This window comes from Izhakiella australiensis (assembly GCF_002006995.1).
Lineage (GTDB): Bacteria > Pseudomonadota > Gammaproteobacteria > Enterobacterales > Enterobacteriaceae > Izhakiella > Izhakiella australiensis.
This window is the reverse complement of sequence record NZ_MRUL01000001.1, coordinates 540,076-560,897: the sequence shown is the minus strand read 5'-3', so window position 1 is coordinate 560,897 and position 20,822 is coordinate 540,076. Positions and strand designations below refer to the sequence as shown.

Below are 20,822 nucleotides of genomic sequence, written 5' to 3'. Positions count from 1 at the left end.
GCATAAAATCAGCGTCAACCTGAGCCTTTCCGGCAGTTAACGGCATAACGCGATAATCGCATATTCCCGCTGGCCCCGGTTAGCGCTGGCTAAAACAAAATACGCAGCTGCATCACAGTTTTCATTTAGTGCTGTCGCCGCACTCAGGGCAGCAGCAGAATTTTAGCGGCAGGCGACCGGCAACAGGCCATCAAACGTCATAGCCCCTTAACCCCGGATCTTAAATCCCTCCCTGCCTGCCCGACTTATTTAACCTTCAGTAGAGTATTCCGTTCGCCTGGCAGGCTGCTTAACCTGCGGTGGATGTTTTGCTCACCTTCGGTGGGTTGTTCCGTTCGCCTGGGCGGCCAGTGCCATTGCTGCCCGCCGCTGCGGATGAGTAGTACGAGGCCATCATACGTCATGGCCTCCCCGGACTTTTTTTTCACCTGCGGTGGAGTATTCCGTTCGCCTGTTCGGCCAGTGCCATCGCTGCCCGCCGCTGCGGGCGACCGGCAAGGGGCCATCAAACGTCATGGCCCCTTGACCCCGGACTTCGGGCAGTTTCTGCGTGGCTGCGCCCTACCCTCACGCATATAGCCCGCCGTACGGGCCGTTCGCGATGCGTTCCCGACGCAGCGCTTACTTTCGCCGCATCCCTGCGGCTCACCCTGGCGGGCTTCATTCGCTCGGCGCAGAAAAGCCTGTTGGTACAGATTTGTGGGAAACGGCATCCGTTTTTTATTAAAAAGCCAAAACCAGGTTGCTGGCATCCAGCCCGGCGCAGACCGGGTTTTATCTTTTTACTTAAAGCGATGAGGAAGTTTACGGGGGAGGAGAAGGGTCGGCTGATTTCAGCAGGCTCGCGGCCAGGGATGGCCGTGCGCCAGGCCACACGGACGTGCTTGTGCCGGTGCGGAAAGCAGCCGGGCCTTCTGCGACCGGGGGGCCGGGCATGCAGCAATGAGGGTCTGCAGTTCGCGATGCGTGCCCGACGCAGCGCTTACTTTCGCCGCATCCCTGCGGCTCACCCTGGCGGGCTTCATTCGCTCGGCGCAGAAAAGCCTGTTGATACAGGTTTGTGGGAAACGGCATCCGCTTTTAATCGATAACGGCGTTGGAAAAGCGGGCCTTCTGCGACCGCGCTCAGATCAGGGTTTTGCACACGCCTGACGCAAAAAAGTCAGGATCCAGCGAATAAGCTGACGATCGTCCAGCGGCGCGCTCAGGCTGCAATGGGCTTCGCGCACGCGCGCTGGTGGTAGAATAGCGCGCCGGTAGTCGATCAAATCAAGCAGATACTCGCGGGTAAATTCAGGGTGCCCCTGAATGCCCAGCATTACCCCCTGATAGTCCAGCATAAAATAGCGGCAGAAAGCGCTGGCGGCCAGCGCCGCGGCCTGCGAGGGCGGACGAACGACCTGATCCTGATGGCTGACCAGAATATCGAGCGCCTCGCCGGCGGGCTGCATCCAGCTGCGGGATTCGCTGATCTGATTAAAGGCCGCGCCAACGCCCCAGCCCTGCGGATGCTTACCTACCTCCCCTCCCAGCGCCTGAGCGATCAGCTGATGACCAAAGCAGATGCCTACCATCGGCTGGCGCTGCTGCCAGCAGCGGCGGATAAAATCCTCAAGGCCACCGATCCACGGTAGCGGCTGGTATACGCTATAGCGCGATCCGCTAATTACCCAACCATCCATCGCTGCCGACTCAGGCGGCAGTTCGCCATCATGGCAGCGAAAGACGCTAAACAAGACCTGTGGATCCTCGCGATTAAAGGCCTGACGGAAGAGCTGCGGATAGTTGCCATGCTTTTCCTGTAACTCAGGGACAACATCATCGCACTGCAACAGACCAAGCTTCATTTACCTTCTCCATTCGTCAGATTTTGCTGCTTCTGCGCCCAGCCTTTCGCCAGCGACACCATCCACAACCCCAGCACTGAAACCAGCGTCATCAGGGTAGAAACCGCCGCTATCGTTGGATCGATAAACTGCTGAACGTTAACCCAGATTTGTCGTGGCAAAGTGGGCTCAGTCAGCTGCGAGAGGAACAGGCTAAGAATAATATCATCGAACGAGGCGATAAATGAAAACAGGGTGGCACTGATAATCGCCGGACGCAGCACCGGCCAGTGAACGTGCCAGATAACCTTCAGCGGCGCGGCGCCCAGGCTGCGCGCCGCCCACTCCAGTCGGCGATCAAAACCATACAGCGCCGACGTCATAATCATTATCACGTAGGGAACGGCAATCAGCGTATGGGCGATAACCAACCCCAACATCGTACCGAGCATACGGAAATGCATATAAAGGAAATACAGGCCGACGGCGGTAATAATTTTCGGCACGATCAGCGGCCCCATCATCAGCGCGCGGATCAGGTTTTTCCCCGGAAACTTATTGCGCACCAACGCAACGGAGGCCATCGAACCGAGAATCACCGAGCTAATGGCGGTAAGAAACGCCACCACTACGCTGACCCGCGTTGCGGTCATCCAGGTTGGACTGCTGAAATAATTGTGATACCAGCGTAACGACAGACCGCCGGGCGGAAAGGCGATGATTTCTCCAGGACTGAACGACACCGCAACGATAATAATAATCGGCAACATCAAAAACGTCAGAACCAGCAAAGAGAAACTGCCCAGCAGCAGGCGCCCACCGCGCCCTGATTGGTGCTGAATCATCTGGAGCCTCCCCACATCGAATCAAGATTAACGTAGCGCCCAGCCAGCATCTGCATAACTAATACCAGCAGCAGCAAAATAACCGACATCGACGCCGCCAGCGACCAGTCCAGCGCTTCGTTGATTTGCAGCGCAATCATCAACGGCAGCGTGCTTTGCTGCGGCCCGCCCAGCAAGGCCGGGGTGATATACATGCCGATCGCCAACATGAACACCAAAAAACAGCCGGAGAAAATCCCCGGTTTAGTCAGTGGAACAAACACGTGCCAGAAGGCAGAAGCGGGTGAAGCGCCAAGATTGCGCGCCGCCAGCAGCAGATTACGATCGATATGGTTCATCACGCTATACAGCGACAGGATCATATAGGGCAGCAGGTAGTAAAGCAGGCCAATAACCACCGCCCAGGTGGTGCCGAGAAAAGGCAGAGGATGATCGATCCAGCCCCAGCCCATCAGCATCTTATTGACGATGCCTTCCCGCCCGAGAATAACGATCCAGGCGTAGGTTCGCACCAGGCCGCTGCTCCAGAACGGAATAAGCACCAGCGCCATCAGGCCCACCACGTAGCGCTGACTCAGGGTGGTCAGCCACCAGGCGACCGGATAAGCCACCAGCAGCACGATCAGCATCGAGACGGCGCCAAGAAAAAAGGTGTAACCCAGCATGCGCCAGTAGGCCGGCTCGCTAAAAAAAGTGATATAGCTTTCCAGCGTCCAGCCGTCGGACTGGAAGCTCTGTAACACCATTTGCGCCAGCGGGACGCCGAAAAAAATCAAATAAAACAGGGCCGCCGGCGTGACCAGCCAGGGATAACGTAGCCAGGTACTGGCGGAGCGGTGTCGATCGATAACCGCGCCGGCTTTAATGGAGGAAGTTTTCAGCATAGCTGACCCCTGTTGTATTTATTGCAGGCTAAGGCTGGCCCAGCGCCGCGCGATCTGCGGGCGTGCATTGCTCAGCCACTCGGTATCAGCCGTCCGTCCCAGATCGGCGGTTTTGGGGTTGCCGGGCAGCGTCGCTGCCACTTCCGCAGCGATAAACTGATAGGCATCGGTATTAATCGGCCCGTAGCTGGTAGGTTTCGCTATCTGTGCAATAACGTTTGGATGGCAAACCCAGGCGAGAAACTTCATCGCATTCTGCTTGTTGGGCGCACCTTTAGGAATGACGAAAAAGCTTGGGAAGCGCAGATGCTGATTCCAGTTAATCACCACCGGGACGCCGTTATTGATCAACGGCGTCACGCGCCCGTTAGGCAAAATCGCCATATCCGTTTCGCCGGAGGCGAGGTTCTGCGCCACCTGGGCATAGCCCTCCGAAAAAACGAACTGGTCACCGAGCTGCCTGATTTTTTCATAGGCTTTTTTCAGGTCGATAGGATACAGCTTCGCCATATCCGGATTTTCCGCCAGCGCCGCCTGCTCTACCGGCGGTCGGGTGGCGCCGATCGATCCGCGTTTTCCCGGAAACGATTGCGTATTCCAGAAATCCTGCCAGCTTTTTGGTCCTTTGCCATCCGGGAAGGTTTTGCTGTTGTAGGCCATCACCATTGCCCACTGGATAGTCGGAAACGCCGTCTCTTTCTTCATGTCGGCCGGCAAGCCGTGCTGACAATCCTGCGGGATCGCCGCCCAGTCTATTTTTTCCAGCAAACCGTCTTTATTCAGCGCTGCGACGGTATCAGCGGAAACGTCGATGATATCCGCTTCAACGTTGCCGGACTGAATCATTACTTTCAGCTTGGCGTAGTTATAACCGGCACCCTCTTTTACCGTAATACCGGACGCATGGGCAAAGGGCTGAAACCAGATGCTACTCTGCGCTTTCTGGTAATCGCCGCCGAGAGACAAAATGGTCAGAGACTGACTATTGTCAGCGCTGATGGCCAGCGGGCTGACCGCCATGATTAAGGCGCAGGCGCAGCGGGCTGGATGAAACGCAGATAACAGGTGTTGGCGCATAAATTAATCTCCGCTAGAGAACCGGGTAAAAGACGAAAACAGCCCTGGGCTTAGTGCCTGAGTAAAACGCCGTCATCCGTCTGCCAGCCGACGAAACAGTGGTCGCCGGGGTGCAGCGGTGCGCCGATGCCGCGATTGGGGCGTTTGACCCGCACTTCCTGGCCGTCTGCCAGCCGCACACGAAACAGCGTGGCGTCACCGAGATAAATTTCGCCCACCACGCTGGCCGACAGCTTGTTGTGATAATGATCGTCTGGCGTACAGAGATGCAGGCGCTCGGGGCGCACGAAAATAACGCTGTCGTCGCTGGCGCTGGCGCCGGCTTGCGCGCTCTGACGCATCAATACCCGCACGTCGCCGCAATCGCCTACCGCTGCCAGCGCGTAATTCTGATCCTGCTGACGCACCTGGCATTGAATAAAATTGGATTCGCCAATAAAGCCCGCCACGAAACGATTATCGGGCGCTTCATAGATCTGCTTCGGCGGCCCGAAGCTGGCGATCAGGCCATTCTCCATAACCGCCACCCGATCAGACATCGTCAGGGCTTCTTCCTGATCATGGGTGACATATACCACCGTCAGGCCAAGGTCGACTTGCAGCTTTTTGATCTCTTCTTGCATTTGCAGACGCAAACGCCGGTCCAGCGCGCCGAGCGGCTCATCCATCAGTACCAGCGAAGGGCTGAAAACCAGCGCGCGCGCCAGGGCTACCCGCTGTTGCTGACCGCCGCTGAGCTGGGCGGGAAAACGCCGGGCAAAGCGCTCAAGCCCCACCTTTTCGATAAAGTGCTGGGCCTGTTCACGGGCTTCCTTACGCGCTATGCCGCGCATTTTCAGCGGAAAGGCGACGTTATCAGTGACCGTCATATGCGGAAACAGCGCGTAGTTCTGAAATACCATGCCGATATCACGCTTATGGGCGGCGATGTGGGTTACCGGACGCTGGTTAATCAGAATCTCTCCGGCGCTCGGTTCCAGAAAGCCGGCGATCATCAACAGCGTGGTGGTTTTACCTGAACCGCTGGGGCCCAGCAGCGTCAGAAACTGCCCCGGTTCCAGCGAAAGCGATACGCCGCGTACCGCGCCGAAGCTCTCGTAATAACGCTGTAGCTCTTTTAGCTGCAAAGCAGCGCCTGACGTTGCCATAAGTTCCCCTCGCGATGAAAGCATGCCAGCAGGCATGCCGGTACAGGTTGGTTATTAGTGAGTCAGTCCCAGCTCGCGCCAGCTTCTGGCTTTTACCGTTTGCGAACCATACTTCTGTTTCGGCGCATAGTGGCCGCTTACTACCGCGTCGGCTACGAGCCTTAACAGCTGTGATTCACGGGTATGCAGCGAAGCGGTACGAATATCGCGCCAGATGCGCTCCAGCGGCATGGTTTTAAACAGCGAACGCGTGCCGATAATATCGAAACCTTTAGTGGCAACCAGCAGCGCAGTCTCTCTGGCGGTATGGTGAGCACTTAACGATGCGCGCGCCGCCGCGCCGTAGTTTTTCTGCTCCCACAGCATGTTGGCGTACAGACAGGAACCTCTTGCAGCCTGCAGCGCGCTTTCAAGCTCACCGAGCAGCACCATCAGCCCCTCTTCTTTTTGCAGGAAAGGCCGGTCGCGCAACGTTTTCACAATGCAGTCCATCGCCCCTTGCCCCGCACCGACCAGCTGAAACGCCTGAGAAAGTTCGAGGGTGTAGGGATCTTTATGTACAAAGTCAGCCGGTTCGCCCAGCACGTTCTGCCACGGAATAAATACGTCTTTCAGGGTAGCGCTCCAGCTTACCGAACTGCGCAGGCCAATAATGTCGTCCCAGCCGTGGTTGTGGAACGTCAGACCAGCAGAGTCGCGGGTCACGATAGACAGCGTCAGGCCTTCGCCGCCCGACTGGCTGCCGGGCGCCATGCTCCAGTACAGCAGGTAGTCAGCCACCGGCCCGTTGGAGCAAAAATGCTTGCTGGCGTTGACGCAAAAGCCGCCATCAACCGGCATCATATCGGCCTGAAAAACCAGCTTACGCGTCTCCTGGCCGACGGTGACCGATTGCCGATGATCGACCTCGCTGCCCAGCGACCCCATCAGCGCGCCGTTTTTCGCGACGTCGCCGAGAATACGCTGCTTTTGTTCTTCATTACCGAGGCGCGCCACCGCACCGCACTGATGGTAGTGAATAATCAGATCCCAGCCGGTTGATGGGCAGGCTCGTGAGATAGCCTCCGTCACCAGGTAAGCCGTCAGATGCACATTGCCATCCGCCGTACCGTGGCCGCCGTACTCTTTTGGCACCGCCAGCGCCAGCAGCCCGCTTGCGCGTAAACGTTCGAATACTTTTTCCGGGAAGCAGGCTTCCCGATCATATTGCGCCGCCAGGTCAGCAATCTCTGACGCCAGCCCTTGCGCTTTTTCAACCCAGTGCTGCTGTTGCTGGTTTAATGCCATCATGTTGGTGCCCTCGATTATCAAACGTTGATGTTGGGAATATAAATAAAAATTTTTGTATACAGCATACGAAATAAATATGGACCCGATGCGTTACAGCCGGGTCGCGGCCAGCCGTAGCAGTAACGCTCCCCATGCGCGCTGCCCACGCGCAAACTGCGCCAGGCGAAAAAACTCGTTCGGCGCATGAAAATTTTCATCGGGTAAGCCAAAGCCAAAAATGACGGTGCAGACGCCAAGCTGCTGCTGAAATAGCGTCAGCAGCGCAATAGAGCCGCCAGAGCGGGTGTAATAAGGCGCTCTGCCATAAATTTCCTCCAGCACATGAGCGGCAGCCTGGTTGCCAGGATGGTCGCTGGCCATGTAGTAGGGATGCGCACCGTTAGGCAGCACCTTGACCTGCAAAGTGACACCGGGTGGTACCCTGGTGTGCAGATGGTCGGCCACCGCCTGGGCAATAGCCTGAGGATGCTGATCCGGCACCAGCCGACAGGTAATTTTGGCCGTCGCCCGCGCCGGGATAATGGTTTTTACCCCGTGGCCCTGATAACCGCCGCTGATCCCGTTAACTTCCAGCGTCGGACGGATGCCGATACGCTCGCGGGTGGTATAGCCCTGCTCGCCGAAAGGTTCAGTGACGCCCACCCGCGCCAGCCACTGCGCTTCATCAAAAGGAATCGCATTAAGCTGTTCGCGCTCGGCCTGCGTCAGCGCCTTCACCTGCTGATAGAATCCCGGCACGCATACCCTGCCCTGTTCGTCATGCAAACCGGACAGCAGCTGCGCCAGCCCATGGATCGGGTTGGCTAACGCGCCGCCGTGAGTACCGGCGTGTACGTCCTGCCGCGGCCCGCTGACGGTGACCTCCAGAGCGCAAAGACCGCGCAGACCGGTGCGTAAATCCGCCTCGCTCTCGCTCCATTGCCAACCGTCGGCGCTGACCACCAGATCGCAGGCTAAGCGCGTTTTATGAGCGGCGATAAACGCGGGCAGATCGGGGCTGAGGATCTCTTCCTGCCCTTCAAATAGCAGCTTAACGTTAACCGGCAGGCGGCCCTCGGTACGCAGCAGCGCCTCCAGCACCACAATCGGCACCAGCATGTTGCCCTTATCATCGCTGGCGCCCCTGGCATAAATTTTGTCGTCTTCAATCCAGGGTTCGAACGGCGGGTGATGCCATTCCGACAGCGGTTCCACCGGTTGCACGTCAAAATGACCATAAATCAGGATAGTCGGCGCGTCCTCGCCGGCCTCAAGCCACTCGCCGTACACCAGCGGATACTCACCGGCCTGCAGAATGGCGGGCTGGCAAATTCCGGCGCTTTCCAGCCGCTGTACCAGCCAGCGCGCGCACTGCCAGACGTCGGGCAGGTGTTCCGGCTGCGCCGAAATGCTGGGAATACGCAAAAACTCAGACATCTGCTCAATAAACTGCGCCTGATGCTGCTGCAAGTAACGTTGCCAGGACGTCATTAGGCGGCCCCCAGCTGGCGTAGCAGCAGCAGGGAATCACGTACCACCCAGCTTTCCTGGATCTGACCATTTTGCACCCGATAAATACCGATTCCTGGCACGTTGATTGCAGAACCTGTGGCGGAGATGCCCTGAAAATCACCCTGATGGCTACCCAGCATCAGGTAATGAGCGGTAACGAACTCCCCCTCGGCCAGCAGTTTTTCCACCCGCATTTCAACGTCGGGAAAGGCGCTCAGGGTGGCGTGATAATTATTTTCAATACCTGAAGGACCGCTCAGGGTTCCCCGCGCTCCGGCGTGGTTGGAGTAGCCGTCGGCAAACAGCGAAGGGATAAGTTCAGGCCGGCGTTCAGCCCAGACTTGCTGATAGTAAAACGCCACCACTTCACGCGGTGATTGTAAGTGCGAATGCATAGCTAGAGGCTCCTGGTTAATCACGGCAACGACGGGCCGCAGGCTTAAACAGCCGGCTGATAAAGCGCTTGACAGAACATTTTCCGCTCACCAGTATGTATTCTGTATACATTACTATTGATGTTTTTTTCACCTTTAGTCAACAACTACTCATCAAATGTGCAACATCACGGAGAGCAAAATGGCTACTGAAGTGCAAAAAGTCATGCAGGACAGGCGTGCAGCGCTGGCAGAGCGACTACGCACCGAATCTGTTGACCTGGCGATTATTGGACCAGGCGCCAACTTCAGCTATTTCACCGGGCGTCGTCCGATATCAACCGAACGGTTGCTGGCGCTGCTGGTGACAGCCAACGGCAGTTGTCAGCTCATTGCCCCCGAATTGCAGGCGCCGCTGTATAACGACATTGCGGGCGTTCAGCTTGCGACCTGGCGGGATGGTGAGCAGCCCGCAGACCTGCTACTCGAACAAATAACAGCCTGCAAAGCGCAACGGATTGCCGTTAACGATGAGTTTTACAGTGGATTCCTGCTGGCGTTGCAGGCCGGAGAAGACCGTCAATTTGTCAGCGGGGAGCGCACCATTGACGCCGCGCGCGCCGTCAAACAAGACCATGAAATAAGCGCGCTGGCTCGCGCTGCCGAAGCAATCGATGAAACATGGCAGCAGTTTTGCGCCAGCTGCGGTCCACTGGCCGGACAAAGCGAGTTCGCCCTGCGCACCAGGCTACAACAGCTGATGCAGCGCGTAGGCTTCAGCGAGATAAGCTGGATTGACGTCGGTGCCGGCGCTAACGGCGCCTCGCCGCTGCATCACGGCAGCGATTACGTTATCGGCGCCGATGAGCCGGTGGTATTCGATTTTGCCGGCTGCTTTGATGGCTATTACGGTGATATTTGTCGCGTAGCCCTGACCGGAACCCCACCCGATGAATACCAGGCGCTGTATGACCTGGTACTTAGCGCCCAGCAGACGGCCTGCCGGGCGGTACGCCCCGGCGTCAGCGCCCAGCAGATTGATGCCGTTGCGCGTCAGCAGATTGCGGATGGCGGCTTCGGCGACTATTTCACTCACCGCATCGGACACGGTATCGGTCTCGCCGCCCATGAAAGCCCGTGGATCGTCGCGGGCAACCCGCAGCCGCTGGCGGCGGGAATGGCGTTTTCACTGGAACCCGGCGTTTACATTCCCGGCCGCTGGGGAGTGCGTATCGAAGATATTCTGGTGGTAACGGCGCAGGCAAGCCGCTGACTGACACAAAGCTCGCGCGCAATCGCGATTCTCTGATTACTACGGGGTGCCGTCATGGATACAGAAAACAGCGTACCTGGTCGTCCTGGGCTGGCCTTTACGCCAGCTGAATATCAGCAGCGTGTCAGCAAGCTGCGCCAAACCATGATGCAGCAGCGCATTGACGTCCTGTTGATTGATGAGTTTGAGCATCTGGCCTATTTCACCGGCCACGTCCCTACCGCCGCGATGTACCAGTGCTGCCTGCTGCCGCTTTCCGGCGATCCGGTAATGATTATCCGCAGCCTTGACGCCGGGATGCAGCAAGAAATGAGTTGGGTGGAAACCTGCGTGGCCTATGCCGACAATGAAGAGCCGCTTGAGCTGGTCGCCGCCGCGCTGCGTCGTTACCGCTGGGACAGGTTATCCCTCGGCGTGGAAATGGATTCGAATATTCTCCTGCCACAGCGCCTCGCACGGCTCAAGGCGCTGCTACCGCAAACCTCCTTTGTTGATTTTTCCCGGCATATGTGGGAACAGCGGCTGTATAAATCGCCCAGGGAGATCGACTACCTGCGACGCGCCAGTGAGATTTGCGACAGCGCCACCCTGGCAGGGGTCCGCGCATCAGCAATCGGCGTTAACGAGCGCGACGTTGCTGCCGCTATCTACAGCAGCGCTCTGCGTTCCGGAGCGGATAACACCCGCCTGCTGCTGATGCAGTCCGGCCCGCGCTCTAATATTCTGCACGCGCCCCTCGGCCAGCGCGTATTGCAGCAGGGCGACGTGGTGCATATTGAAATGGTGCCCCACTACCGCTGCTATACCGCACGCCTGATGCGCCCGGTGCTGGTCGGCGAGCCAGAGCCGCAGGCGCTGGAAATCGCCGCCAGGCTCATCGCCCTGCAAGACGCCCAGTTCGCCGCAATGCAGCCTGGCGTCAGCGCCGCAGAGATCGATGCCATTTTGCGTCAGCAGGTGCTGACGGAAGGATTGCGTGATAGCTACAGCAATATCAGCGGATATTCGCTTGGTTTGGTCTGCATTCCGCGCACCAGCGATTTCACCCGCGTGTTTCTGCCCGACAGCAGCTGGACGTTGCAGGCCGGCATGGTGTTTCACATGTACACCAGCGCTCAGGGTCTGGCGTTCAGCGAAACGATCCTGATTACCGATCGCGGAGCCGAGCGTTTAACCCAGCTTGAGCGCCGTGCGTTTATCGCCAGCGAGGAGATTTGATCGTGACCAGCCAAACCACCACCCTTGCACTACGCCAGGTGCTGAGCCAGTTCGCCACCGGCGTTACCGTCGTCACCGCCATCACCGGGAACGGCACACCGCTTGGCATGACAGTCAGCTCGTTTAACAGCGTATCGCTCGATCCGCCGCTGATCCTTTTCAGCCTGTCGCGCCGGGCGCCGGGCTGCCAGACGCTGCTTACGCTGCCGTTCTACGCGGTAAATGTGCTCAGCCATAAGCAGGCCGATCTCTCAGGACGCTTCGCTACTGCAGGCATTGACAAATGGCAGGGCGTTAACTGGCATCGCGGCGACAACGGGGCGCCGCTGTTGGATGGCGCCATCGCCAGCTTTGAATGTCGGGTCCATCGCCATGATGATGGCGGCGACCACATTATTTTTCTCAGCGAGGTGCTCAGGCATCGCCATCAGGAGCAGGATGAACCGCCGCTGGTATTTTTTCGCGGCGGCTATCATGGTATCGCACCGGTTAATTTACGCCGCTAATGCGCGCCGGACTGATATCGCTTATCCGCAGCATCTGAGATAGCATAGAGCCGAAACAGGCCAGAGATTGGGAGCCCGCATGGAAATATCACAATTAGCCGACCGCGAACCGGTGGTAAACCTGGTTTACCGCGAGCTGCGCCAGGCTATTTTGCAGGGAAGCTTCCCGCCGGGCGCACGCCTGGTAGAAACCAAACTGGCAGAAAAGCTGAACGTCAGCCGTACACCCGTGCGTGAAGCGGTGCTGAAGCTGCAAAGTGAAGGTCTGGTGAAACGCGTGCCGGGTAAAGGATTGCAGGTGCAGGATACCCGCGCCAAAATTTCCGAAGTGCTGATTATCCGCCAGGCGCTGGAAGTGGCCGCCGCGCGGCTTGCCTGCCACAGCGGCAGCGACGAGGAGCTGGCGGAGATTATGCGCTACGCCCAGGAAGGACAGGATGCGATTTATCGCGGCATTGCGCTTCGCGAACGCTCGACGCTGGATCGCCAGTTTCATATGCAGCTGGCGCAGGCATCTCACAGCCAGCGGTTAATCAGCCTGATCGAAGAGTTCTACGCCTACTCGTTTACTGAACTGACACCCTCCTCCGATCACCAGGAGTCGGTGCTGTTGCAGGAGCAGCATATGGCGCTGGCGAACGCCCTCAGCAGGCGCGATGCTGACCAGGCGGAAAGCGCAATCCGCACTCACCTGACCACCGTGTTGCAATTTATCCGCTCGCGTATTGATTAATTTTCCGCGCGACGGCGGACAAGGGACCGTCTGGCGTCACGGTCCCTTGACCCTGGAGCTGTAAATCCCTCCCTGCCTACCCGACTTATTTAACCTTCCGTGGGATATTGATATTCCACTCACCGAAGGTGGGTTGTTCCGTTTTCCTGGGCAGCGGCTGGCTGATTTCTCCACCTTAGGCGGGTTGTTCCGTTCGCCTGTACGGCAGGTGGCTTATTTGCCCGCCGCTGCGGGCGACCGGCAAGGGGCCATCAAACGTCATGGCCCCTTGACCCCGGACTTCCGGCAGTTTCTGCGTGGCTGCGCCCTTCCCTCACGCATGTAGCCCGCCGTACGGGCCGTTCGCGATGCGTTCCCGACGCAGCGCTTACTTTCGCCGCTTCCCTGCGGCTCACCCTGGCGGGCTTCATTCGTTCGGCGCAGAAAAGCCTGTTGGTACAGGCTTGTGGGAAACGGCATCCGTTTTTAATCGATAACGGCATGGGTTGCTTTGTTGATGTTCACCTCTGGTGGGTTGTTCCGTTCGCCTGCACGGCAGGTGCCATCGTTGCCCGCCGCTGCGGGCGATCGGCCAAGGGCCATCAAACGTCATGGCCCCTTGACCCCGGACTTCCGGCAGTTTCTGCGTGGCTGCGTCCTACCCTCACGCATGTAGCCCGCCGTACGGGCCGTTCGCGATGCGTTCCCGACGCAGCGCTTACTTTCGTCGCCTCCCTGCGGCTCACCCTGGCTGGCTTCATTCGTTCGGCGCAGAAAAGCCTGTTGGCGCAGGGTTGCTGAAACGGCATCCGGTCTGGCGCAGACCTGGTTTTCTTTTTCACTTAAAGCGATGAAGAAGCTTGTGGGGGAGGAGAAGGCCCGGCTGATTTCAGCAGGCTCACGGCCAGGGATGGCCGTGCGCCAGGCCACACGGACGTGCTTGTGCCGGTGCGGAAAACAGCCGGGCCTTCTGCGACCGGTGTATCGGACTTGCAGCAATGAGGATATGCCGTTCGCCCGGGCGGTGGGTGTTTATTTCACCGGAGGTGGGTTGTTCCGTTCGCCTGTGCGGCGAGTGCCATCGTTGCCCGCCGCTGCGGGCGACCGGCAAGGGGCCATCAAACGTCATGGCCCCTTGACCCCGGACTTCCGGCAATTTCTGCGTGGCTGCGTCCTACCCTCACGCATGTAGCCCGCCGTACGGGCCGTTCGCGATGCGTTCCCGACGCAGCGCTTACTTTCGCCGCTTCCCTGCGGCTCACCCTGGCGGGCTTCATTCGTTCGGCGCAGAAAAGCCTGTTGATACAGGTTTGTGGGAAACGGCATCCGTTTTTTATTAAAAAGCCAAAACCAGGTTGCTGGCATCCAGCCCGGCGCAGACTTGGTTTTTTTACTAAAGCGATGAGGAAGTTTACGGGGGAGGAGAAGGCCCGGCTGGTTTCAGCAGGCTCGCGGCCAGGGATGGCCGTGCGCCAGGCCACACGGACGTGCTTGCGCCGGTGCGGAAAGCAGCCGGGCCTGCTGCGACCTGGGTGCTTGACTTGCAGCAATAAGGGAATACCGTTACCGCAGCGTTGGCTGAAAGCGGCGCCTGTGTTTATCAGGGAGCCGCTTTGTAATCGCCTGCGCTATCAGCTTATCGCTTAAAACGAAACGCGCTCCACCTTGCCAACCACGAAGATATAAGACAGCGCGCCGGTCAGCGCAATCAGCGAGATAAAGATCAGCGCCGGTGCGAAGTTGCCGCCGCTGACCAGATAGCCGATAACGATCGGGATAAAGATTGACGACAGGTTACCCATAAAGTTAAAGGTGCCGCCGGTAATGCCAATCGCTTTCAACGGCGCGATGGCGGACACCAGCGCCCAGGTTATAGACGAGAAACCATTGCCGAAAAAGGCGATGGTCATAAACACGACGATAAGCGTAGTGTTATCGGTAAAGTTGGCGCCAACGATACTGGTAGACAGCAGCAGGCCGAGAATAACCGGCAGCTTACGCGCCAGGGTGATGCTATGGCCACGTTTAATTAACCAGTCGGAGAAAGTGCCACCCAGCAGCACGCCACAGAAAGCAGCGAGGAACGGAATGGAGGTCAGAAAACCTACCTTGATGAAATCCAGCCCGCGATACTGCACCAGATAGGTTGGGAACCAGGTAAGGAAGAACCACAGCATTGAGGTTGAGGCAAACTGCCCGATGTAAACGCCCCACAGCTTGCGGCGTGAAAAAGCCATTTTGATCTGCGACCAGTCGATTTTTTGCTGCTGCGCGGCACTGCCAGAAACGATGCCGCCGCCCTTGCTGATATGATCCAGTTCGGCCTGATTCACCCCCTTGTGCTCATCGGGCTGGCGATACAGCAGATACCAGATTACGCCCCAGACAATGCCGATCAGCCCCATCAGAATGAACATACCCTGCCAGCCGATCCACGCCTGGATAGCCACCAGCACCGGCGTCAGAAAGGCAACGCCGACAAACTGCCCCGAGGTATAGCAGGCGATAGCCTTACCCTTTTCATGCTCGGGAAACCAGGCGGTAACAATTTTATTGTTAGTCGGAAAAGCGGGTACTTCAAATACACCGATCGCCAGACGCAGGCCGAACAGCGTAAGGAAGCCCTGCGCCAGACCCATCATCAGTGTCATGGCGGACCAGCCCACCAGCATCAGGGTATACAGCACGCGCGGAACGATCTTATCAACAATCAGTCCGCCCGGAATTTGCAACAGCGCGTAGCTCCAGCCGAAGGCAGAATAGATATAGCCCATCTCGACGGTGGATAAACCAAAGTCTTTCGCTATATGCGGCCCGGCAATCGAAAGGTTGCTACGGTCCATATAGTTTATTACCACAGAGATAAACACCATAAACAGAATAAAAAATCTGACTTTGGTTGGTTTGGAATGAGTCATATAAACCTCTGATATTGTTATAGTAAGGCTCGAATTCAGGGTACAGTCAGGGCCAGCTAAACGGTTTCGTTTAGCTTTGGCCCTCTATCTTTTAATGAAAATAGTTACTTCAGCAGGCTACCGATGGTGGTGCCTGATTTGAGCGCCGTATAATAACGCTCAACCTGTTTAAATAATTCGGAATCTTTATTCACTTTGCTCAGGGTAGTTAATACCGCCGCCACGCTGGCAAAGGATTCCAGTAATTTTTCATTGCGCTCACCCCAGAGAATGGCGGCGGCAATAACGATGGCGATAGCATGGGTATCACCATGATTTTCAATAATCATATTTGCCGGCGCAATCATGCGATCGTCCGGACGCAGCTTGCGCGCTACGTCACGCGCATTTTTACTGACGTAATCTTCGATATTGTGATCGCTGAATTTTTTCAGCGCGTTATCAGAAAAGGTTTTCTGCGATTCGGCATCCACTTCCAGTACCCGGCACAGCGCTTTATTTAGCTCCGGCACTACGCTGAAAATAAGCTTACGTACTTCATCGTCATTAGCCGAGGCCGCATAATCTTCAATCCCTTTATAAGCACCGAGATAGGTCACGCAGGCACTGATAAAATTGTAGGTATATATTTTACGTTTCAGCAGTTTGCTCATATCCGCGTCCGGATCGAAGCCTTCGATCGGCAACGGGCCGCCGAGGATCGCGGCGTTATAAGGCACGCGGTTGTAGTTTTCACTGCCGATATCCAGACGGGTTTTCTTCAACACGTTGGTCGTGCAGAAGATGGCCACTTCGGAAACCAGCGCAGCGCCCTGCGCATCCGCATAGCCATTGATGGCGTCCGTCAGAATTTGCCCCGGCGCTACGCCGTTCTCGCAGGTAAGCACCTTTAGCGGATCTTTCCCCTGGCTGCGGCGCTGCGCCAATGCCGGCGCAATATCGGCGGCAACCTGCGCCAGGTTTTGCTGACCGACGGCAACGAACAGCAAGTCGGCATCGAGCAGCGCCTGGTGGGCGGCGGCGCTGGCGGCAAGGTGCGTATCAAAGCCATGAATATGCACCGGCGGCACCGTTTCGGTGAAGCAGTGAATGGTGAAAAAATTATCCTGCTTAAGATAATTCACCGTCTTTTCATTTTTATCGATAAAAGTCAGATGATAATTACTTTTGAACAGGAATCTGGCAATAAATCCTCGCCCGGTCTGACCGGCGCCGATAATAACTGCGGAAGGCTGTTTACTCATGTTCAATAATTCCCGTTTTTTTAAGGTAGGCGATTTTTTCTTTAACAACGCGCGCTAAATTACCATCCGGTGAAATCTGGCAAACATGCTCAAGAATATGGCTGATGCCGTGCTGTTCTCTCATAGCGCGCAAGGCGACGGCGTGTTCATCCTGCGGATTGTCGTAATAGAGCGCCGCGGCAATGGCGGTGGCGATGCCATCAACCGGCAGGTCATACGCCTGCACCAGCCGGGCGGCGCCGATGAGCCGATCGTCAGGGCCGAGTTTCCTTAACGGATCGTTGGCATGACGGCGGACGTCATCAATGATGGCGAAATCCTGATATTTCCGTTTAGCCTGCGCTGAGAAGGCCTGCTGCTCTTCGATGCTGCACTGATGCTTTAACGCCAGCGCCCGGTTGGTTTCCTGATAGACCTCGTCCAGCACCGAGACGATGAAAGGATCGTTAGCCGCTTCCGCCAGCGCATAGCGCTTCTTCAGGTAGCCAAGGTAGGCGATGGTGGCATTGCCGGTGTTATAGGTGAAAATTTTGCGTTCGAGGAAGCCGGCAAAGTTTTCCTGATAAACAATGCCCTCGATCGCCGGCGGCTGGCCCTTAATGCTGTCAGCATCCACCGGCAGCTGCCAGAAGTCCTGTACCGGCACGATCAGCGGATCGCGCGCCAGCATGTCCGGAGTTGGCTCAACGGCGGAGCGCATAACCACCGCCTGCGCCACGCCAATTTGCTGGTCAAATAATTGGTTTTCCCTGGTGCCAGAATGGCTTTTAATACTTGCAGTTAATACTTTTGCCGGATCTTTCCAGTTTTCACAGGTAATGATGTTCAGGCTGTTTTTAATGCCGCCGTCGCGCAGGCACAGGCTCAGCGATTCGGCGATGGTTTGACCTAACGCCTGTAAATTTTTACCGCCCACCGAGGTAAAAATAATATCGGCATCTTTTAACTGTTTTGCCACGGCGGCGGTATCGCTAAGCGCCAGGCAGGTATAGCCCTGAATAACGCTATTTTTCTCTGTTGCGCCCATCACCTCGACGGTGAAACTACCGCGGCTGCGCAGCTGTTCCAGCAGCGCCTCGTTTAGATCGACATAAACAATCTGCCAGCCGGCAATATGCAGCAGCTGCGAGATAAATCCGCGCGAAATTTTTCCCGCGCCGTAAATGATGGCTTTCATGATTCCACGACCTCTGGCTGATTAATATTGCTGTCAAACACCGGCGTCAGCGCGTTATACAAGCTGAGATAAGTGTCGAACCTCTGTTGATACATACGCTGGTTACCGGCATCCGGCAGATAGAGCTGCGCGGTGCGGATCATGCTATCCGCTGCCGCCGCGAGCGAGGGATGCCAGCCGAGCGCGTAGGCCGCCAGAATAGCGACGCCAAGGCAGCCGGCCTCGGTGGTCTGTAGTTTTCTGAAGGGGACGCCAATGATGTCGGCCTTAATCTGGTTCCAGATATCAAGCGAGCTGGCGCCGCCGGAGACCACGAACTCATCAGGCATCGATTCCAGCCGCACCGCGCTGGCTTTCAAAGCAAACCCGACGCCTTCAAGCACCGCCCGCGTCATATGATCGTTGGTGTGCTGGGCGCGCAGGCCGAAGAAAACGCCCTGAGCATTAGGGTTCCACCAGGGGTTACGTTCCCCGTTGATATAGGGCAGAAAAAGCAGTCTGTCGCTGCCGGCAGGCACGCTGGCAACCTGAGTTTCGATCTCATGATAGCGATCGCTGCGCGCGATATTTTTCATATACCACTGCAGCGACTGGCCGCCGGACGAGGTGACGCCGTATGAAAGCGACACGTCGGCGAAAAATGGCAGACAGTTGATGCCCTGCGGGCTGGCGCTCAGCGGCTGCGAGCTGACAAAGCCGATGTGCTCCGAGGTGCCGGTAATATCAAAGCCGCGCTTTTGCTGCGGTACGCCGACCGTGCCGAGGATGGCGGCATTCAGGTCGTTCCAGCCGAGCACCAGCGGCACGCCTTGCGGCAGCCCCAGCTCTGCGGCCACCTCTTCCTGCAGGCCACCGACGATATCCCACGGATCGCCACAGGGCGGAATAATTGACTGCGGCGCACCGGCCCAGGCGAGCAGCCTGGTGGAGAGGCGGCGATTCTGCTGGTTAACGATGCCCTTCAGGCTGGTCAGATCAGAGCGCCACTGGCCGCTCAGTTGCCAGATAACGTACTCCTTTATCTGCACCAGATAGCGAGCCTGCGCCAACTTTGCCGCCTCATTTTTTGCCAGCCACTTCAGCTTCGGCGCGATAAACGCCGGGCCGATCAGCATATCCATCCCCAGCTCGTGATGAAGATCCGCCTTGCTGTAAGCCCCCACCAGCTCCTGCGCCTCGGCCAGCGCGCGGCTGTCCATCCAGGAAATAATATTGGTCAGCGGCACGCCGGCCTCATCGACCAAAAAGTGGGCGCTTATCTGCGAGCTGATGGCAAACGCCGCAATATTTTCAGCGTGGGCGCTCTGCGTCGGCAGGCGCTGAAGCATCGCCTTAATGTTGGACCAGATCTCCTGCGGGTCCTGCTCCACCCTCCCCGGCGCGGGGAAAAAGAGCGGGTAATGCGTTTTATCGGTAAACAACTCATGGCCGTGGCGATCAATCAGCACCAGCTTGCATGAGGTGGTTCCAATGTCCAGAGTAAGGATGACAGAGCCGTTCATCAGGTACGCCCTTGTTGTTATTTTTCAAAAATGAAACGTTTCATTTTTAATTTAAAAAAATTCAGATTCTGCGCGTCGACTCCCGGATAATCAGTCCGGGTTCAAATAACGTATTGGTGAACGTCGGCGCGTCCTTACTCTGTAGACGTTCAAAAATAATGCTGGCGGCGTGACGGCCGATTTTCAGCGGCGACTGCGTCACCATGGTGATACCCGGCGAGATAATGTCCCAGAAGAAATTATTCTCATTAATCAATATCAGCGACACTTGCTGCGGAATGGATACGCCACAGCTATTTGCCGCTTTAATCGCCCCGGCGCACAGCACGTTGTTCACCGCTAATATCGCCGTTGGCGGCACCGCCAGCGACATCAGCTCGCGAAATGCCTTTTCCCCCTGCTGGTGGCTGTAGGCACCGGTTTTGTGCAGGCGCTCATCGTATTTTATTTTCAGCCGGCGCATTTTGCGCAGCACCAGCTCATGGCGCCAGGCGCCGTGATAGGTATTTAAATCGCCGTGGATCACGCCGATATGGTGATGCCCCAGTTCCTGCAAATGCTGCAGCGCAATCTCAATGGCGCGCGGAAAATCATCGCCAACGTAATCGCACGGAATGTCCGGCACAAAGCGATCAACCATCACCACCGGGATATCTTTATTAATCAGCGCGCAAATCTTGTCTTTCGTTTTGCCGGTGCTGCAGATGATGATGCCGTCGCTGCGATTGCGTTCAAACATCTCCAGGCTATCGAGTTCTTTTTCCATCAGCTCGTTGGTCGCCCCGATCGCCAGGTTGTAATTATGCGCCACCGCCACTTCTTCGATGCCTTTTGCCAACGCCATCTGAAACGAGTTGGTGATATTCGCCAGCAGCACCGAAATGGTTCTGGAGTTCGCAATGCGTAAATTTTGCGCGATGCTGTTCGGCGAATAGCCCAGCGCGGCAATCGCGCTCTGCACCTGCTCTTTACGCTTTTCGCTGACGCTCAGGTCACCGTTAATCACTTTCGATACCGTACCGAGAGAGACGCCGGCGAGCCTGGCTACATCTTTAATCGTGGCGACCATTTCCCGAACCTAAATGAAACGTTTCATTTTGACTGCTACGCTAATCGTCGGCTTGCAATCAGTCAAAACGCTGAAATGAATTTTGTGATACTGAACACAAAATAAACCCGGCGTGCGATAAGGGGCCATCTGGCGTCACGGTTCCTTGACCTTGGGCCTGTACATCCCTCCCTGCCTGCCCGGCTTATTTCACCAACGGTGGGTTGTTCCGTTCGCCTGTGCGGTGGGCGCTTATTTCACCGCCGGTGGGTTGTTTATTTCACCTGCG

The 20,822-nt window shown here is 56.9% G+C and carries 17 protein-coding genes; 4 read left to right on the top strand and 13 right to left on the bottom strand.

Translation table 11 applies throughout. From position 1 onward, the window contains the following. Positions 1 to 1,130: 1,130 nt before the first annotated feature. The 8 genes from BTJ39_RS02490 to BTJ39_RS02455 form a co-directional block, all read right to left on the bottom strand. Complete coding sequence (locus BTJ39_RS02490) at positions 1,131 to 1,847, bottom strand: glutamine amidotransferase-related protein (protein ID WP_078001071.1); 717 nt, start codon at positions 1,845 to 1,847, stop codon at positions 1,131 to 1,133. Beyond that, the gene (locus tag BTJ39_RS02485; RefSeq protein WP_078001070.1) at positions 1,844 to 2,671 is read right to left on the bottom strand and encodes an ABC transporter permease; all 828 of its coding nucleotides are present in this window, start codon (positions 2,669 to 2,671) and stop codon (positions 1,844 to 1,846) included. Before BTJ39_RS02485 ends, BTJ39_RS02490 begins: the two co-directional genes overlap by 4 nt. Next, entirely contained in the window at positions 2,668 to 3,555 is an 888-nt protein-coding gene (locus tag BTJ39_RS02480; protein ID WP_078001069.1) for an ABC transporter permease, read from the bottom strand. Before BTJ39_RS02480 ends, BTJ39_RS02485 begins: the two co-directional genes overlap by 4 nt. An 18-nt stretch (positions 3,556 to 3,573) precedes the next feature. Further along, a complete protein-coding gene (locus BTJ39_RS02475) occupies positions 3,574 to 4,632 on the bottom strand; it encodes an ABC transporter substrate-binding protein (protein ID WP_078001068.1) in 1,059 nt (352 codons plus the stop codon). Between the two features lie 50 nt (positions 4,633 to 4,682). Beyond that, positions 4,683 to 5,780 (bottom strand): ABC transporter ATP-binding protein, encoded by a 1,098-nt coding sequence (locus BTJ39_RS02470; protein WP_078001067.1) that lies wholly within the window; start codon positions 5,778 to 5,780, stop codon positions 4,683 to 4,685. A gap of 54 nt (positions 5,781 to 5,834) precedes the next feature. Further along, entirely contained in the window at positions 5,835 to 7,070 is a 1,236-nt protein-coding gene (locus tag BTJ39_RS02465) for an acyl-CoA dehydrogenase family protein (RefSeq protein ID WP_078001066.1), read from the bottom strand. A gap of 90 nt (positions 7,071 to 7,160) precedes the next feature. After that, on the bottom strand, positions 7,161 to 8,540 hold the full coding sequence (locus BTJ39_RS02460; protein ID WP_078001065.1) for a dipeptidase: 1,380 nt from the start codon (positions 8,538 to 8,540) through the stop codon (positions 7,161 to 7,163). Continuing rightward, complete coding sequence (locus tag BTJ39_RS02455; RefSeq protein WP_078001064.1) at positions 8,540 to 8,956, bottom strand: ester cyclase; 417 nt, start codon at positions 8,954 to 8,956, stop codon at positions 8,540 to 8,542. The genes BTJ39_RS02460 and BTJ39_RS02455 overlap by 1 nt, the downstream gene beginning before the upstream one ends. Before the next feature lie 181 nt (positions 8,957 to 9,137). On the opposite strand from BTJ39_RS02455, the gene BTJ39_RS02450 reads away from it, so the two are divergent. The 4 genes from BTJ39_RS02450 (at position 9,138) to BTJ39_RS02435 (ending at position 12,665) form a co-directional block, all read left to right on the top strand. Next, positions 9,138 to 10,208, top strand: coding sequence for a M24 family metallopeptidase (locus BTJ39_RS02450; RefSeq protein WP_176110177.1), 1,071 nt, complete (start codon positions 9,138 to 9,140; stop codon positions 10,206 to 10,208). Between the two features lie 54 nt (positions 10,209 to 10,262). Then, positions 10,263 to 11,426 (top strand): M24 family metallopeptidase, encoded by a 1,164-nt coding sequence (locus BTJ39_RS02445; RefSeq protein ID WP_078001062.1) that lies wholly within the window; start codon positions 10,263 to 10,265, stop codon positions 11,424 to 11,426. A 2-nt stretch (positions 11,427 to 11,428) separates the two neighbouring features. After that, positions 11,429 to 11,932, top strand: a complete 504-nt coding sequence (locus BTJ39_RS02440; protein ID WP_198412928.1) for a flavin reductase family protein — start codon at positions 11,429 to 11,431, stop codon at positions 11,930 to 11,932. Positions 11,933 to 12,011: 79 nt separating this feature from the next. Next, entirely contained in the window at positions 12,012 to 12,665 is a 654-nt protein-coding gene (locus BTJ39_RS02435) for a GntR family transcriptional regulator (RefSeq protein ID WP_078001060.1), read from the top strand. 1,622 nt (positions 12,666 to 14,287) lie between these two features. On the opposite strand, the gene BTJ39_RS02430 is transcribed toward BTJ39_RS02435, so the two are convergent. From BTJ39_RS02430 to BTJ39_RS02410, 5 genes are all read right to left on the bottom strand, one after another. Then, entirely contained in the window at positions 14,288 to 15,562 is a 1,275-nt protein-coding gene (locus BTJ39_RS02430) for an MFS transporter (protein ID WP_078001059.1), read from the bottom strand. A gap of 104 nt (positions 15,563 to 15,666) precedes the next feature. Then, positions 15,667 to 16,806, bottom strand: a complete 1,140-nt coding sequence (locus BTJ39_RS02425; RefSeq protein ID WP_078001058.1) for a mannitol dehydrogenase family protein — start codon at positions 16,804 to 16,806, stop codon at positions 15,667 to 15,669. Continuing rightward, a complete protein-coding gene (locus BTJ39_RS02420; RefSeq protein ID WP_078001057.1) occupies positions 16,799 to 17,983 on the bottom strand; it encodes a mannitol dehydrogenase family protein in 1,185 nt (394 codons plus the stop codon). Before BTJ39_RS02420 ends, BTJ39_RS02425 begins: the two co-directional genes overlap by 8 nt. Beyond that, the gene (locus BTJ39_RS02415; protein WP_078001056.1) at positions 17,980 to 19,485 is read right to left on the bottom strand and encodes a xylulokinase; all 1,506 of its coding nucleotides are present in this window, start codon (positions 19,483 to 19,485) and stop codon (positions 17,980 to 17,982) included. Before BTJ39_RS02415 ends, BTJ39_RS02420 begins: the two co-directional genes overlap by 4 nt. 61 nt (positions 19,486 to 19,546) lie before the next feature. Further along, positions 19,547 to 20,554 carry a LacI family DNA-binding transcriptional regulator gene (locus tag BTJ39_RS02410; RefSeq protein ID WP_078001055.1) on the bottom strand — a complete coding sequence of 336 codons (1,008 nt, stop codon included), beginning with the start codon at positions 20,552 to 20,554 and terminating at the stop codon, positions 19,547 to 19,549. Between the last annotated feature and the right edge of the window lie 268 nt (positions 20,555 to 20,822).

Excerpts from the sequence above, each read along its gene's own strand:
- BTJ39_RS02490 (WP_078001071.1), bottom strand. The coding sequence starts at position 1,847 with ATGAAGCTTGGTCTGTTGCAGTGCGATGATGTTGTCCCTGAGTTACAG.
- BTJ39_RS02485 (WP_078001070.1), bottom strand. The coding sequence starts at position 2,671 with ATGATTCAGCACCAATCAGGGCGCGGTGGGCGCCTGCTGCTGGGCAGT.
- BTJ39_RS02480 (WP_078001069.1), bottom strand. The coding sequence starts at position 3,555 with ATGCTGAAAACTTCCTCCATTAAAGCCGGCGCGGTTATCGATCGACAC.
- BTJ39_RS02475 (WP_078001068.1), bottom strand. The coding sequence starts at position 4,632 with ATGCGCCAACACCTGTTATCTGCGTTTCATCCAGCCCGCTGCGCCTGC.
- BTJ39_RS02470 (WP_078001067.1), bottom strand. The coding sequence starts at position 5,780 with ATGGCAACGTCAGGCGCTGCTTTGCAGCTAAAAGAGCTACAGCGTTAT.
- BTJ39_RS02465 (WP_078001066.1), bottom strand. The coding sequence starts at position 7,070 with ATGATGGCATTAAACCAGCAACAGCAGCACTGGGTTGAAAAAGCGCAA.
- BTJ39_RS02460 (WP_078001065.1), bottom strand. The coding sequence starts at position 8,540 with ATGACGTCCTGGCAACGTTACTTGCAGCAGCATCAGGCGCAGTTTATT.
- BTJ39_RS02455 (WP_078001064.1), bottom strand. The coding sequence starts at position 8,956 with ATGCATTCGCACTTACAATCACCGCGTGAAGTGGTGGCGTTTTACTAT.
- BTJ39_RS02450 (WP_176110177.1), top strand. The coding sequence starts at position 9,138 with ATGGCTACTGAAGTGCAAAAAGTCATGCAGGACAGGCGTGCAGCGCTG.
- BTJ39_RS02445 (WP_078001062.1), top strand. The coding sequence starts at position 10,263 with ATGGATACAGAAAACAGCGTACCTGGTCGTCCTGGGCTGGCCTTTACG.
- BTJ39_RS02435 (WP_078001060.1), top strand. The coding sequence starts at position 12,012 with ATGGAAATATCACAATTAGCCGACCGCGAACCGGTGGTAAACCTGGTT.
- BTJ39_RS02430 (WP_078001059.1), bottom strand. The coding sequence starts at position 15,562 with ATGACTCATTCCAAACCAACCAAAGTCAGATTTTTTATTCTGTTTATG.
- BTJ39_RS02425 (WP_078001058.1), bottom strand. The coding sequence starts at position 16,806 with ATGAGTAAACAGCCTTCCGCAGTTATTATCGGCGCCGGTCAGACCGGG.
- BTJ39_RS02420 (WP_078001057.1), bottom strand. The coding sequence starts at position 17,983 with ATGAAAGCCATCATTTACGGCGCGGGAAAAATTTCGCGCGGATTTATC.
- BTJ39_RS02415 (WP_078001056.1), bottom strand. The coding sequence starts at position 19,485 with ATGAACGGCTCTGTCATCCTTACTCTGGACATTGGAACCACCTCATGC.
- BTJ39_RS02410 (WP_078001055.1), bottom strand. The coding sequence starts at position 20,554 with ATGGTCGCCACGATTAAAGATGTAGCCAGGCTCGCCGGCGTCTCTCTC.